A 14,888-nucleotide genomic window follows, 5' to 3' on the forward strand; every position below is an offset into this window, starting at 1 on the left:
GGTCAGTCGCCGAGCAACCCGGCGGAGCCGGCGACGGCCAGGCCGATCACCGTCGAACAGCAGCAGACGACCAGCGCGGCGGCGACCACCACGAGGAGCAGCCAGGCCGGTGCGCGCCGGGCCGGCTGCTCCTCGTCGCTCATCTGATCCGGAACGGGTCAGGCCCGGCCGACGCGGTCGAGGATCCAGGCGTTGACGAACGCCTCCTCGCGCCAGGAGTCGTACCGGCCGCTCGGGCCGCCGTGGCCCGCGCCCATCTCGGTCTTGAGCAGGTAGTCGCCGGCCGGCGCGAGCGACCGCAGCCGGGCGATCCACTTGGCCGGCTCGTGGTAGAGCACGCGCGTGTCGTTGAGGCTGGTCACCGCCAGGACGGCCGGGTAGTCGGCGGCGCTCACGTTCTCGTACGGCGTGTACGACTTCATGTACGCGTAGACCTCGGGGTCGTCGAGCGGGTTGCCCCACTCCTCCCACTCGGTGACAGTCAACGGCAGCGACGGGTCGAGGATCGAGGTGAGCGCGTCCACGAACGGCACCTGCGCGACGATGCCGGTGAACGCGTCCGGGGCGAGGTTCGCCACCGCGCCCATCAGCAGGCCGCCGGCCGAGGCGCCCCGGGCGACCAGCCGGTCGCTCGCCGTCCAGCCCGCCTTCACCAGGTGCCGGGCGCAGGCCACGAAGTCGGTGAACGTGTTCTTCTTGGCCAGCAGCTTGCCCTCGTCGTACCAGCGCCGGCCCAGCTCACCGCCGCCCCGGATGTGCGCCACCGCGAAGATCACGCCGCGGTCGAGCAGGCTCAGCCGGGCGATCGAGAACCACGGGTCCATGCTCGCCTCGTACGACCCGTAGCCGTAGATGACGGCGGGCGCCGAGCCGTCGCGCGGCGTGTCGCGGCGGCAGACGAGCGAGATCGGTACGCGGGTGCCGTCGTCGGCGAGCGCCCAGTCCCGGTGCTGCTCGTAGTCGGCCGGGTCGTACGCCCGCCCGTCCGGCCCGGGGCGGACCGGCTTCTGCCGGCGCAGCGTCAGCTCGCGGGTGACCAGGTCGTAGTCGTAGACCGAGTCGGGGGTGACGAGCGAGGTGTAGCGCAGCCGGACCTCGTTCGTGCGGTACTCGGGGTTCGCGTCCAGCCCGACGCTGTAGATCGGCTCGGGGAAGTCGATGTCCCAGCCGTCGTCGGTGCCCACCGGCAGCACCCGCAGGCCGGTCAGGCCGTTGGCGCGCAGCGACACCACGAGGTGGTTCTCGAACGCGTCGACCGCCTCCAGCCGGGTGCCGGGTGTGTGCGGGATCAGCGGCTCCCACTCGCCCGGCGCGTCCGCCGAGGTGTACGCCAGCGCGAAGTCCTCCGCGCCGTCGTTGTGCAGGATCAGGAAGCGGTGGCCGTGGTGCTCCACCGCGTACTCGATGCCCTGACGCCGCGGGGCCACGACGGCGGGCTCGCCGGTCGGGTTGGACGCCGGGATCACCCATACCTCGCTGGTGATCTTGCTGTGGATGTCGATGACCACGAAACGCTCGGAGCGGGTCAGCTCGACGCCGACCCAGAACCGCTCGTCGTCCTCCTGGTAGACCACCACGTCCTCGGTGGACGCCGTGCCGACGGCGTGCCGCCAGACCCGGTTCGGCCGCCACGCCTCGTCCACAGTCACGTAGAACAGCGTGGACGCGTCGCTGGACCAGGCCGTGCCGTAGAACGTGTCCGGCACCTCGTCCGGCAGCGACTCGCCGGTGGTCAGATCCCTGATCCGCAGCGTGAAGCGTTCGTCGCCGGAGAAGTCGGTGGAGTAGGCCAGCCAGCGCCCGTCCGGGCTGACGTCGAACGCGCCGAGCGAGAAGAAGTCGTGCCCCTCGGCGAGCTGGTTGCCGTCGAGCAGCACCTCCTCGCCGTCGAGCGGGGCCCCGTCCGCGCTGACCGGGGGCGCCGTCTCGCCCGGCCGGACCGCGCGCCGGCAGTGCACGCCGTACTGCTGCCCCTCGACCGTGCGGGTGTAGTACCAGTAGCCGTCCTTGCGGGTCGGCACCGACAGGTCGGTCTCCTGGGTGCGCCGGCGCGTCTCCTCGAACAGCTCCGCGCGCAGCCCGGCCAGGTGGGCGGTGCGCGCCTCGGTGTACGCGTTCTCGGCGTCCAGGTACGCGATCGTGTCCGGGTCGTCCTTGGCGGCGAGCCAGGCGTACTCGTCGAGGACTGGGTCACCGTGATGAAGGCGCTCGGTCGGGACGCGCTTGGCGACGGGCGGTGGGGTTTCGGTCACGGCGCCACGTTACCGGTCGGCGGGCCGCCGCCGGGCTCGCCCGCCGATCGAATCCGGCGACTCGCCGCCAGGTCTTTCGAACATGTGTACGATAACCGCCATGGCGGATGCGGCACGTTCCACCGACCGGCTCGAAGCCCTCGACATCACCCGGAAGCTGGCCGCGATCTGCGGCACCCCGTTCGCCCGCTTCGCCGGCCCGGCCGACGAGGTGGCCGGCCGTACCGCCCGATGGGTGGCCGTGCCGGGCGGCCCGCACGCCGCGGCGGAGGTGTTGCGGCTGGCCGCGGCGCACGACCTGACAGTGGTGCCGCGCGGCGCCGGCACGAAGATCGACTGGGGTGCCGCGCCGGCGCAGGTGGACATCATGCTGGACACCGGCCGCCTCGCCGGGGTCTGGCACGAGCCGCGCGACGCGGCGGTGGCCGAGATCGGCGCCGGTACGCCGCTGCGCGCCGTCCAGGCCACGCTGGCGCGCACCAACCGGCGGCTGCCGGTCGACGCGCCCTCGCCGGGCGCGACACTCGGCGGGGTGCTCGCCGCCGACGAGTCCGGTCCGCTGCGTCACCGCCACGGCAGCCCGTGCGCCCAACTCGTCGGGGTGCGCTACCTCGATGCCGACGGCGAGTTGGTGAGCGTCGGCGAGTCCGGTACGGAGGCGCTGGGCCGGGCCGCGCCGGGCAGTGGTGGTGGCCGACCTGGCGGTCGCGGCCCGGCGGGCGATGGTGGTGCTGCCGGGGACGGCGCGGGTGGCGGCGGGTGGGGTGCTGGCGGCCCGGCGGGTGGCGCGGGCTGGGGTGCCGGTGGCGCGTCCGCCGGAGATCCGGGCGGCGGGCGCGGCGGCGGGGACGCGATCCTCGGCCGGGGCGAGGTGACCGGGCTGGACGTGGCCCGGCTGCTCTGCGGCTCGCAGGGCGGGCTCGGCGTGCTGGTCTCGGCCACCATGCGGGTGCACGCCGTGCCGGCCGGCCGGCTCTGGGTTTCCCGTCCGGTCTGGACACCGCTGGAGGTGCACGACCTGGTCCGGGCCGTACTGGCCGCGGGCGTCGATCCGGCCGCCGTCGAACTGGACCTGCCGGTGCCGGTGCCGCTGCCCCGGCGTCGCATTCCGCCGACGCACCCGTCGGTGGTCAACCGCCCCGACCATCCCGCCGTGACCGGACGACCCGCGGCGGGCAGCCTCGTGGTGCTGCTGGAGGGCGGCCCGGCCGACGTGACCGAGCGGGCCGAGCGGCTCACCGCCGTCCTCGGCGCCGAGGCGGTCGTCAGTCACCACGCACCGGAATGGTGGGGGCGTTACCCGTTCGCGCCCGGCGACACGGCGCTGCGCATCGAGGTGCCGATCAACGACCTGCACGCGGCCGTCTACGCGCTGCGCGACGCCACCGGCGGCCCGGTGCCGGTACGCGGCTCGGCCGGCGCGGGCACCGTCCACGCCGCCCTGTCCGGCGCGCTGCCGCCCGAGCGGGTCGCCTCGATCCTCACCGCGGTCCGCAGCGTGCTGATCGCCCGGCGGGGCCGGTGCGTGGTGGTGGCCGCGCCCGCGGCGGTACGCCGTGCCGTGGACCTCTGGGGCGAACTGCCCACGTTGCCGAGACTGCGCAGCGCCAAGGCCCACCTGGATCCGCACCACCGCCTGGCCCCCGGCCGCCTCCCCGGCGGCCTATGACCCACCCGCCCCGCCCGCCCTCGCCCGGTCCGCCTGTGCCGGACCAAGGAGGGAGCGCTCGTCGACCATGAAGTTGGCGGGGAGGAAGCGGGCGAAATGAGCGGCCAAGTTCATGATCGTCGGGGCTCGCGCTGACGCCGACCGGGCAGGGCGGGCGAGCGGGCTAGGGGGTGTCGTTTCGGAGGACCAGGATGGCTATGTCGTCGCGTGGGGGCTCCACCGAGAAGGCGATGGTGGCGGCGCGCAGCCGGGCGGCCACCACGTCGGCCGAGTACCCGGCCAGCGGCGCCGCCGACTCGCGCAACCGGTCGGTGCCGAACAGCTCGCGTCCGCGCCGCCGCTCGGTGACCCCGTCGGTGTAGAAGATCAGCGCGTCGCCGGGCTTGAGCGTCAGCTCGGCGGTCGGCGTGGTGATCGTGTCGAGCAGGCCCAGCGCCGTACCGCCGGCGCCGACGAACGTCGCGCCGCCACCGCCGTGCAGCAGCACCGGGCGGTCGTGGCCGGCCAGGTGCAGCGAGACGTCGAGCTGGTCGCCGTCGCCGGGTGCGACAGCCGCCAACGCCAGCGTGCAGTAGCGTCCGCCGCCGCGCTCGACCAGCGTCTCGTTGAGCCGGCCGAGCACCTCGGGCAGCGGTTTGCCGTCGCCGACGAGCACCCGGATCACATCGCGGACCAGGCCGGTCACGGCGGCGGCCTGCACGCCCTTGCCCGACACGTCGCCGACCACCACGAGCCAGCGGCCGTCCGGCAGCGGGAGCACGTCGTAGAAGTCGCCGCCGACCTCCGCGTCGTCGCCGGTCGGGACGTACTCGGCGGCGAAGCCGATGCCCTCGACCACCGGGAGCACCGGCGGCAGCAGCGACTGCTGGAGCGTCTGGGCGACCCGGCGGCGCTCGGCGTGGATGCGGGCGTTCTCGATGGCGAGGGCGGCGCGGCGGGCCACGTCCTCCAGCACCGAGACCTCGTCCGGGTCGTGCCGGTGCCGCTGGTGCCGGCCCACGGCGAGGGTGCCGAGCCGCTGGCCGCGGGCGATGAGCGGTACGGCGAAGCCCTCCATCGGGCCGCCGAGCGGCACCTGGGCGGCGTTGCGGGACGCCTCGCGCAGCCGGGACTGGATCGAGTCCTGGCCGGTTTCCTGGAGGATCCGGTGCAGCTGCGGCAGCATCGTCTCGTCGGCGTGGCTCGACGCGGCGAGGCGCAGCCGGCCCCACTCGTCGGTGGTGTGCACGGCGCACCACTGGCCGAGCCGGGGCACCACGAGCTGCGGGACGAGCGCCATGGTCAGCTCGACGTCGAGCGACTGGGCGAGCAGTTCACTGGCCTCGGCCAGGAACGTCAGCCAGGTGGACCGGCGTACGTCGGCGCGGCGCAGCCGGTCGTTCTCCAGGTGCAGTGACAGCCGTTCGGCGGCCAGCACGGCGAGCGGCCGGGCGTACGCCGAGGGCGCCGCGTCCAGCTCCAGCTCACCGGCGTACGGGCGGTGCACGGCCAGCGGTACGCGCAGCAGTTCGTTGCCCTCGCGCGCCGGCCGGCCGTACCGGGCGAAGACCTGGGTGCCGAGTCCGTCGCCCCGGTCCAGCCGGACCGTGCCACCGGCGGCGCCCACCATCTCGGCGACCCGGGTCAGCAGTCCGGTGGCGAACTCGGGCAGCGGCTCGTCGGCGTACGAGTCGGGGGTGAGCTGCATCAACTCGCTCATGGCCGCGGCGCTCGGCGTACCGTCGCCGTTTCGGTCCGGTTCGGCGACGCGCAGCGGACCGGCCGACGGCCGGGCGGACCCGCCGGGGCCGGGCCGGTCCAGGCGGAACCAGACGCCCTTGCCGGTCGGCAGGTACGTGGTGCCCCACCGGCTGGAGAAGTGGTCGACGAGCAGCAGCCCGCGCCCCCGGGTGGCGACCTCGGTGATGTCGGACGTGGTGTTGCGCACGCCCACGATCAGCTCGTCGACCGGGCCGGAGGCGAAGTCGGTGACTGTCACGGTGAGGCCGTTGCGGTCGGTGTCGACCTCGATGTCCAGTTCGGTACGCGCATGCTCGACGGCGTTGGTGGTCAGCTCGGTGGTGAGCAGCAGCGCCTCGTTCAGCAGCTCGGGCAGCCGCGCTTCGAGCAGCATGGTGCGGACCAGCGCGCGGGCCGCCGCCGGGGTGCGGCGGTCGGCGGGGAGGCGGACCCGGCGGACGCGCTCGTCCGCGCCGCCGCTAGCAGGCCCCGCCTCCGCTGACACCTTCACATCCTCCACCGCGCCCACCCCGGGTGCCAAGCGTCCCGGCGAACCCACCACCCGGGTTGATACCGCACGTGACGCGCGATCACACGCGGTGACCTCGACGGATCGCGCGGCACAATGATGGGATGGCCCGTGTGACGGCACGAGCCCGAGCGGAGCGAGGAACGATGGCCACGGTGAATCAGTCGGTGACCGCTGACCCGTCCGCGTCCGACCACGAGGTGCTCCTCGGCGAACTGGTCGAGGCGTTGCGCAGGGTGGGACGCGGCGATCTCCGGGTGCGCCTTCCCCGGCGGGCGGGGCTGCCCGGTGAGGTCGCCGACGCCTTCAACGACGTGGTGTCGTTGCAGGAGCGGCAGCACCTGGACCTGCGGCGGATCAGCCGGATCGTCGGCCGCGACGGCCGGCTCACCGAGCGCCTGGACGACGAGGGCCTGGACGGCTCCTGGGCGGAGGGGCAGCGGACGGTCAACTCGCTCATCGACGACCTGGGCCGCCCGACGACCGAGATCGCCCGGGTCATCGTGGCGGTGGCCGACGGCGACCTGTCCCAGCACATGGCGCTGGAGATCGACGGTCGTCCGCTGCGCGGTGAGTACCTGCGCATCGGCCGGACCGTGAACACGATGGTGGACCAGCTGTCGTCGTTCGCCGACGAGGTGACGCGGGTGGCGCGCGAGGTGGGCACCGAGGGCAAGCTGGGCGGCCAGGCCGACGTGCGCGGGGTGGCGGGCACGTGGAAGGACCTCACCGACTCGGTGAACACCATGGCGTCGAACCTCACCGGGCAGGTGCGGTCGATCTCCCAGGTGGCGACGGCTGTGGCGAAGGGCGACCTGTCGCAGAAGATCACGGTCGGGGCGCGCGGCGAGGTGGCCGAGCTGGCCGACACGATGAACTCGCTCACCGACACGCTGCGGCTGTTCGCCGAGCAGGTGACCCGGGTGGCCCGCGAGGTGGGCACCGAGGGCAAGCTGGGCGGCCAGGCCGAGGTGCCGGGTGTGGCCGGCACGTGGAAGGACCTGACCGACAACGTCAACTCGATGGCGTCGAACCTGACCAGCCAGGTCCGCAACATCGCCCAGGTGTCCACGGCGGTGGCGAAGGGTGACCTGTCGCAGAAGATCACGGTGGCCGCCCAGGGCGAGATCCTGGAGCTGAAGGACACCGTGAACACGATGGTGGACCAGCTCTCCTCGTTCGCCGACGAGGTGACGCGGGTGGCCCGCGAGGTGGGCATCGAGGGCAAGCTGGGCGGCCAGGCGCAGGTGCGCGGCGTCTCCGGCACCTGGCGTGACCTCACCGAGAACGTCAACCAGCTCGCCGGCAACCTGACCAGCCAGGTCCGCAACATCTCCCAGGTCTCCACAGCGGTCGCCAAGGGCGACCTGGGTCAGAAGATCACAGTGGACGCGCAGGGCGAGATCCTGGAGCTGAAGAACACCGTCAACACGATGGTGGACCAGCTCTCCTCGTTCGCCGACGAGGTCACGCGGGTGGCGCGCGAGGTGGGTACCGAGGGCAAGCTGGGCGGCCAGGCCCAGGTCAAGGGCGTGTCCGGTACGTGGCGGGACCTGACCGACAACGTGAACTCGATGGCGTCGAACCTGACCAGCCAGGTGCGGAACATCGCCTCGGTCACCACCGCCGTCGCGAAGGGTGACCTGTCGCAGAAGATCACAGTGGACGCCCGGGGCGAGATCCTGGAGCTGAAGTCGACCGTCAACACGATGGTGGACCAGCTCTCGTCGTTCGCCGACGAGGTGACGCGGGTGGCGCGCGAGGTGGGCACCGAGGGCAAGCTCGGCGGCCAGGCCCAGGTACGCGGCGTGGCCGGCACCTGGCGGGACCTGACCGACAACGTGAACTCGATGGCGTCGAACCTGACCGCGCAGGTGCGCAACATCGCCCAGGTGTCGACAGCTGTCGCCAAGGGTGACCTGTCGCAGAAGATCACAGTGGACGCCCAGGGCGAGATCCTGGAGCTGAAGTCGACTGTCAACACGATGGTGGACCAGCTCTCGTCGTTCGCCGACGAGGTCACGCGGGTGGCCCGGGAGGTGGGTACCGAGGGCAAGCTGGGTGGTCAGGCCCAGGTCAAGGGCGTGTCCGGTACGTGGCGGGACCTGACCGACAACGTGAACTCGATGGCGTCGAACCTGACCAGCCAGGTGCGGAACATCGCCTCGGTCACCACCGCCGTCGCGAACGGCGACCTGGGTCAGAAGATCACAGTGGACGCGCAGGGCGAGATCCTGGAGCTGAAGAACACGGTCAACACGATGGTGGACCAGCTCTCCTCGTTCGCCGACGAGGTGACCCGGGTGGCCCGCGAGGTGGGTACCGAGGGCAAGCTGGGCGGCCAGGCCCAGGTCAAGGGCGTCTCCGGTACGTGGCGCGACCTCACCGAGAACGTCAACCAGCTCGCCTCCACACTGACCACGCAGTTGCGCGCGATCGCGCAGGTCTCCACGTCGGTGACCCGCGGCGACCTGACCCAGCGGATCAACGTGAAGGCGCAGGGCGAGGTCGCCGAGCTGAAGGACAACATCAACCAGATGATCGTCACCCTCCGGGAGACGACGAAGAAGAACGCCGAGCAGGGCTGGCTGGACTCGAACCTGGCCCGGATCGGTGGTCTGCTCCAGGGCCAGCGCGACCTGGGCGAGGTCTGCCGGATGATCATGCAGGAGGTGACCCCGCTGGTGGACGCGCAACTCGGCGCGTTCTTCCTGGCGGACAGCTCCGAGGGAAGCATGCGGCTGCGGCTCACCGCCTCCTACGGATACGTTGCACGCGGCCACGACGTCACGTTCGGCCCGGGTGAGGGGCTGGTCGGGCAGGCCGCCCTGTCGCGCCGGACGATCCGGGTCAAGGCGCAGCCGGACGGACGCCTCGTCGTGCGGTCCGGGTTGGCCGACACGCCCCCGGCCGACCTGGTGGTGCTGCCGGTCCAGTTCGAGGGCGAGCTGCTCGGCGTGATCGAGTTCGCCGGCGTGGCCACGTTCTCCGAGCTGCACCTGGCGTTCCTGGAGCGGCTGGTGCTCACCATCGGCGTCGCTGTCAACACCATCCAGGCCAACCGGCGTACGGAGGAGCTGCTGGCGCAGTCGCAGCGGCTGGCACACGAGATGCAGGACCAGTCGGCCGAGTTGCAGCGCACCAACGCCGAACTGGAGGACAAGGCGAAGCTGCTGTCCGAGCAGAAGGCGAACATCGAGACGCAGAACCGGGAGATCGAGCTGGCCCGGCTCGGCCTGGAGGAGAAGGCGCAGCAGCTCACCCGGGCGTCGGCGTACAAGTCGGAGTTCCTGGCGAACATGAGCCACGAGCTGCGTACGCCGCTGAACTCGCTGCTCCTGCTGGCCCGGCTCCTGGCCGAGAACCCGGAGCGCAACCTCAGCGCGAAGCAGATCGAGTTCGCCCGGACCATCCACGGCGCCGGGTCGGACCTGCTGTCGCTGATCGACGACATCCTCGACCTGTCCAAGATCGAGGCGGGCCGGATGGACGTGGAGCCCACCGAGATCCAGTTCGCCGAGATCCGTGGCTACGTCGAGCAGGCGTTCGCGCCGCAGGCCGAGGAGAAGGGCCTGGACTTCCAGGTGCGGGTGGGCCGCGACCTGCCGCCCGCGCTGGTCACCGACGCCCAGCGGTTGCAGCAGATCCTGCGCAACCTGCTGTCCAACGCGGTGAAGTTCACCGACAACGGCGCGGTGACGCTGCGGATCGGCCCGGCGGCCGAGAACGCCGTCTTCGACGTGCCGGCGCTGACCAACGCGCAGCGGGTGATCGCGTTCACCGTGATAGACACCGGCATCGGGATCTCCGACGACAAGCTGTCGCTGATCTTCGAGGCGTTCCAGCAGGCGGACGGCACCACCAGCCGCCGCTACGGCGGCACCGGGCTGGGCCTGTCCATCAGCCGTGACCTGGCCCGCCTGCTCGGCGGCACGATCACCGTCTCGTCCGCGCCCGGTCAGGGTTCGACGTTCACCCTCTTCGTACCCGATGTGCTGGCGCCGGACGCGGTGGTGGCGCCGTCGCCGCCGTCGCCGAGCCGCGCGGGCCTGCCGTCGTCGCTGCTCATGCCGATGGAGCTGCCGCAGCCGCAGGAGACGCCGGCCACCCGGCGCCTGGACGGCGTGACGGTGCTGATCATCGACGACGACGTGCGGAACGTGTTCGCGCTGACGTCCGCGTTGGAACTGCACGGGATGACCGTGTTGTACTCGGACAACGGGGCGGACGGCGTCCGCCAGCTCGCCGAGCACCCGGAGGTGGACATCGTGCTGATGGACGCCATGATGCCGGACCAGGACGGGTACGAGACGACAGCGCAGATCCGCCGCAACCACAGGTTCGCGGACCTGCCGATCGTCTTCCTGACCGCGAAGGCGATGCCCGGCGACCGGGAGTCGGCGCTCGGCGCCGGCGGCAGCGACTACATCACCAAGCCGGTGGACCTGGACGAGCTGATCGAACTGATGGCGTCCTGGATCGGCCGGAGCCGAGGCGAGGAGAACGCGTGACGCAGACGGCCAAGGCCCTGCTGGTGGACGACCGGCGGGAGAACCTGATGGCGCTGGAGGCGATCCTCCAGGGTCTCCCGGTGCAGTCGGTCGCGGTGGAGAGCGGCGAGGCGGCGCTCAAGCAGCTTCTGGTGGACGACTTCGCGGTGATCCTGCTGGACGCCCAGATGCCGGACATGGACGGCTTCGAGACCGCCACCCACATCAAGCGGCGCGAGCGCACCCGGCACGTACCGATCATCTTCCTGACCGCCGCGGACAAGGACGCCCAGCTCGCGCTGCGCGGCTACGCGGCCGGCGCGGTCGACTACCTGACCAAGCCGTTCGACCCGTGGGTGCTGCGCGCCAAGGTGACGGTCTTCGTCGACCTGTGGGTGAAGACCCGTCAGCTCGCCGCCCAGTCGGACCTGGTGCGGGAGCGGGACCTGCAGTGGCGGCACCTGACCGACGCGGTCGACGAGGCGACCGCGCTGTTGCGCGCCGACGACGACCCGTCGGCCCGGGACCGCGCGGTGGACCTGCTGGAACAGGCCCGCTGGGGCAACACGCGCTGACGGCTCAGCCGCCGGCCGGGCCACCGTGCCCGGTCGCGGCGCGCCGGGCCCGCCACCGGCCGCCGAGCGACTCCACCTCCTCCTGTACGAAGAGGAAGAAGTCCCGCATCTCGGCGACCCGTTCCCCGGCCGGTGTGCTCCGCCCGTGCAGCGCGTCGACCCCGCCGCCGGCGATGTCGATGAAGTTCTTGTAGATCGTGGTCCTGGTGATGGTCGCCTCGTACCACGGGTTGTCGGGCATCCGGTAGCGGTCGCTCCGGGATCCCTTGACCGGCTCGCGGACCAGCATGGCGAACTGGGTCAGGTAGCGCACCGCGCCGCTCACGGCCGCCGCGCTGACGCCGAGCCGCTCGGCGATCTCGCCGGCGGTGAGCGGGTCGTCCGCGCTCATCACGGTGAACAGGACCCGGGCGGCCATCCGGGGGAAGCCCACGTCGGCGAAGGCCATCGCCATCCGCTCGACGAAGAGGTGGACCTCTTCCTCGTCGTGCTGGGGCGGCACGTTCATGGTCGGCTCCTCGACGCTCACCCCGTGACCCTACAGTCTTCACAAGTTTGTGAAACGAGCGTAGCTTCTGAAGTATGGAAACGGCAATCGATGTGTCCGGCCTGGTGAAGACCTTCGGCCGCACCCGGGCTCTCGACGGGCTCGACCTGACCGTCCGCACCGGGGAGGTGCACGGCTTCCTGGGCCCGAACGGCTCCGGCAAGTCGACCACCATCCGGGTGCTGCTCGGCCTGCTGCGGGCGGACGCGGGGGCCGTCCGGCTGCTGGGTGGCGACCCCTGGCGGGACGCGGTGGCGCTGCACCGCCGCCTCGCGTACGTGCCGGGCGACGTCACGCTCTGGCCCGGCCTCAGCGGCGGCGAGGTGATCGACCTGCTCGGCCGGCTGCGCGGCGGGCTCGACCCGAAACGCCGCGCCGAGCTGCTGGAGTCGTTCGAGCTGGACCCGCGCAAGAAGGGCCGCACCTACTCCAAGGGCAACCGGCAGAAGGTCGGCCTGGTCGCCGCGCTCGCCTCCGACGTCGAACTGCTCATCCTCGACGAGCCGACCTCCGGGCTCGACCCGTTGATGGAGGAGGTCTTCCAGCACTGGGTCCGCCGGGCCCGGCTCGACGGCCGCACAGTGCTGCTGTCCAGCCACATCCTGGCCGAGGTGGAGGCGCTCTGCGACCGGGTGACGATCATCCGGGCCGGCCGGGCCGTGGAGTCCGGCACGCTCGGTGACCTGCGCCACCTCCACCGCACCGCCATCGACGCCGAGGTCACCGCGCCGCTGGACGGCCTGGCCGACCTGCCGGGCGTACACGATCTGCGGGTGGACGGGCAGCGGGTCCGCTTCGACGTCGACACCGCGTCGCTCGACGCCGCGCTGCGCCGGCTCACCGAGCTGGGGGTACGCAGCCTGGTCAGCACGCCGCCCACGCTGGAGGAACTGTTCCTGCGGCACTACGAGACGACGCCGTCCGAGGCGGTGCCCGCCTCCGGCGCGGCGCCCTCCGAGACGGCGGACCGGTCATGAGCACGCTCACCGGCACGCGTCACCTGGTCCGGCTGACCCTGCGCCGGGACCGCCTCCTGCTGCCACTGTGGGTGCTGGTCCTCGCGGTGCTGCCGACCACGTACGCGGTCAGCTTCTTCGAACTGTTCCCCACCGCCGCCGAGCGGGCCGCGTACCTGGAGGGCACCGCCCGCAACCCGTCGATCGTCGCGCTGCTCGGCCCGGCGTACGGCGACAGCATCGGCGCGCTCACCGCCCAGCGCAGCGGCTTCCTGCTACTCATCGTCGCGCTGGCGAGCCTGCTCACCGTCATCCGGCACACCCGCACCGAGGAGGAGGCCGGCCGGCGGGAACTGCTCGGCGGCAGCGTGCTCGGGCGGCACGCCGGGCTGACCGCGGCGCTGCTCGTCACGTACGGCGCCGACCTGGTGCTCGGGCTGCTCACCGCCGCCGGGCTCGTCTCGACCGGGCTGCCGGTCGGCGGCTCACTCGCGTACGGGCTGGTCACCGTGCTGACCGGCGTGGTCTTCGCCACGCTCGGCGGGCTGGCCGCCCAGCTCACCGAGACCGCGGGCGGGGCGCGGGGCATCGGCCTCGCCGGTCTCGGCGCCGCGTTCGGGCTGCGCCTGGCCGGGGACACCGCCGGCAACGACTGGCCGAGCTGGCTGTCCCCGCTGGGCTGGGCCGCCCGCGTCCGGCCGTACGAGGGGGAGCGGTGGTGGGTGCTGCTGCTGCCGCTGGCCGCCACTGTGCTGCTCGCCGCGCTCGCGTACCCGATCTCGGTCCGCCGCGACCTGGGCGCGGGCGTGCTGCCGCCCCGGCTCGGCCCGGCCGGCGCGGGCGGCGCGCTGTCCGGTCCGTTCGGCCTGGCCTGGCGGCTGAACCGGGGGCAGATCCTCTGGTGGTCGGTCGGGTTCGGCCTGCTCGGGCTGATCCTCGGTGGCGCGGCCGAGGCGGCCGGCCGGTCCGTCGAGGGGAGCCCGCGGATGGAGGAGATCGTGGCCCGGCTCGGCGGGGCGTCCGGGATGGCCGACGCGTACCTGGGGGTCACGCTGAGCCTGGCCGGGCTCGCAGCAGCCGGGTACGGCATCCAGGCCGCGCTGCGGATGCGCGCCGAGGAGGCCGCCGGGCACGCCGAGCCGGTGCTCGCCACCGGTACGCGGCGCTCGACCTGGCTGCTCTCGCACGTGGCGTTCGCGCTGCTCGGCCCGGTGGTGGTGCTCGCGGTGACCGGCCTGGCGACCGGCCTGACGTACGGGCTGAGCACCGGTGACGTGCCCCGGCAACTGGCCCGGATGCTCGCCGCGGGCCTGGCCCAGGTGCCCGCCGCGTGGGTGCTGGCCGGGCTCGCCGTGCTGCTCTACGGCCTGCTGCCCCGCCTCGCGTCCGCAGCGTGGGTGGTGCTGGCGGTCTGCGTGCTGCTCGGGCAGCTCGGCGCCGTGCTGGAGCTGGATCAGTGGCTGCTGGACGTGTCCCCGTTCACGCACACCCCGCAGGTGCTGCGCGACACCTGGACCCCCGCCCCGCTCTACGTGCTGACCGCCCTGGCGGTGACCCTGGCCACAGCGGGCCTACTCACGTTCCGCCACCGCGACCTCCCCGTCCTCTAGCCCGCCCCAGCCCTGTCCTCCAGCCCATATTGATCTTGCACTTGCGACCCCGGCGAAAGGGGTGAACCACCCGCACGGAGGGCCGCAAGTGCAGGATCGCGGGGGAGGGTGAGGGCGAGCGAGGGTTACGGGGTGGCTTCGTTGCGGATCATCAGGGCGCTGCGGAGCCCGGTGATGTCCAGGACGCGGATCAGGAAGTCGCCGACGTTGGTGAGGATCAGCAGGCACTGGGTGTGACTGGCCTTGCGGCTGAGCACCACGAGCGTGCCGAGGCCCTGCGAGTCGCAGAACGTGACCCCGGCGAGGTCGAGCACGATGCGCGGGGGCGGATCCGCCAGCACCTCGTTCACCACAGTCGAGAGCTGGGCGGCCGTGAGCATGTCGATCTCACCGGCCAGGCGAAGCACGGCTTCGTCACCCGTCCGGTGTACGGTGATGGACAGTTCGGCACGATCCACCCGGTCAGCCTATCGCGATCTCGACCAACGGGCCTGTCGAGTGGATCGCCGTCGGTCCGCCGCGTCGCTCAGGCCGGTGAGCG

Annotated in this window: 10 protein-coding genes; 5 read left to right on the forward strand and 5 right to left on the reverse strand. The window is 72.5% G+C overall.

All coding sequences use genetic code 11. From position 1 onward, the window contains the following. Positions 1-2: 2 nt before the first annotated feature. Together O7622_RS05855 and O7622_RS05860 are read right to left on the reverse strand one after the other, a co-directional pair. Complete coding sequence (locus O7622_RS05855) at positions 3-143, reverse strand: hypothetical protein (RefSeq protein ID WP_282312206.1); 141 nt, start codon at positions 141-143, stop codon at positions 3-5. Between the two features lie 15 nt (positions 144-158). After that, entirely contained in the window at positions 159-2,252 is a 2,094-nt protein-coding gene (locus O7622_RS05860; protein WP_282312207.1) for a S9 family peptidase, read from the reverse strand. Positions 2,253-2,352: 100 nt separating this feature from the next. Here O7622_RS05860 and O7622_RS05865 point away from each other — a divergent pair, with 100 nt between their 5' ends. Next, positions 2,353-3,921 carry an FAD-binding oxidoreductase gene (locus tag O7622_RS05865; protein WP_282312208.1) on the forward strand — a complete coding sequence of 523 codons (1,569 nt, stop codon included), beginning with the start codon at positions 2,353-2,355 and terminating at the stop codon, positions 3,919-3,921. A gap of 163 nt (positions 3,922-4,084) precedes the next feature. Here O7622_RS05865 and O7622_RS05870 read toward each other — a convergent pair whose 3' ends face one another. After that, a complete protein-coding gene (locus tag O7622_RS05870; RefSeq protein ID WP_282312209.1) occupies positions 4,085-6,145 on the reverse strand; it encodes a SpoIIE family protein phosphatase in 2,061 nt (686 codons plus the stop codon). A 170-nt stretch (positions 6,146-6,315) separates the two neighbouring features. Here O7622_RS05870 and O7622_RS05875 point away from each other — a divergent pair, with 170 nt between their 5' ends. Together O7622_RS05875 and O7622_RS05880 are read left to right on the forward strand one after the other, a co-directional pair. After that, entirely contained in the window at positions 6,316-10,680 is a 4,365-nt protein-coding gene (locus O7622_RS05875) for a HAMP domain-containing protein (protein WP_282312210.1), read from the forward strand. Next, positions 10,677-11,234 (forward strand): response regulator, encoded by a 558-nt coding sequence (locus tag O7622_RS05880; protein ID WP_073826503.1) that lies wholly within the window; start codon positions 10,677-10,679, stop codon positions 11,232-11,234. Before O7622_RS05875 ends, O7622_RS05880 begins: the two co-directional genes overlap by 4 nt. Positions 11,235-11,238: 4 nt before the next feature. Here the strand turns inward: O7622_RS05880 and O7622_RS05885 are convergent, their stop codons facing one another. Next, on the reverse strand, positions 11,239-11,763 hold the full coding sequence (locus O7622_RS05885) for a MarR family transcriptional regulator (RefSeq protein ID WP_282312211.1): 525 nt from the start codon (positions 11,761-11,763) through the stop codon (positions 11,239-11,241). A gap of 53 nt (positions 11,764-11,816) precedes the next feature. Between O7622_RS05885 and O7622_RS05890 the strand changes: the two genes are divergently transcribed. Both O7622_RS05890 and O7622_RS05895 read left to right on the forward strand, forming a co-directional pair. After that, the gene (locus tag O7622_RS05890; RefSeq protein WP_282312212.1) at positions 11,817-12,758 is read left to right on the forward strand and encodes an ABC transporter ATP-binding protein; all 942 of its coding nucleotides are present in this window, start codon (positions 11,817-11,819) and stop codon (positions 12,756-12,758) included. Next, the gene (locus tag O7622_RS05895) at positions 12,755-14,347 is read left to right on the forward strand and encodes an ABC transporter permease (protein WP_282312213.1); all 1,593 of its coding nucleotides are present in this window, start codon (positions 12,755-12,757) and stop codon (positions 14,345-14,347) included. The genes O7622_RS05890 and O7622_RS05895 overlap by 4 nt, the downstream gene beginning before the upstream one ends. Positions 14,348-14,472: 125 nt before the next feature. On the opposite strand, the gene O7622_RS05900 is transcribed toward O7622_RS05895, so the two are convergent. Further along, on the reverse strand, positions 14,473-14,805 hold the full coding sequence (locus O7622_RS05900) for an STAS domain-containing protein (protein WP_282312214.1): 333 nt from the start codon (positions 14,803-14,805) through the stop codon (positions 14,473-14,475). Positions 14,806-14,888: the final 83 nt, after the last annotated feature.

It is taken from the genome of Micromonospora sp. WMMD1076, from assembly GCF_029581475.1.
In the GTDB taxonomy this organism is placed as follows: Bacteria; Actinomycetota; Actinomycetes; order Mycobacteriales; family Micromonosporaceae; genus Micromonospora; species Micromonospora aurantiaca.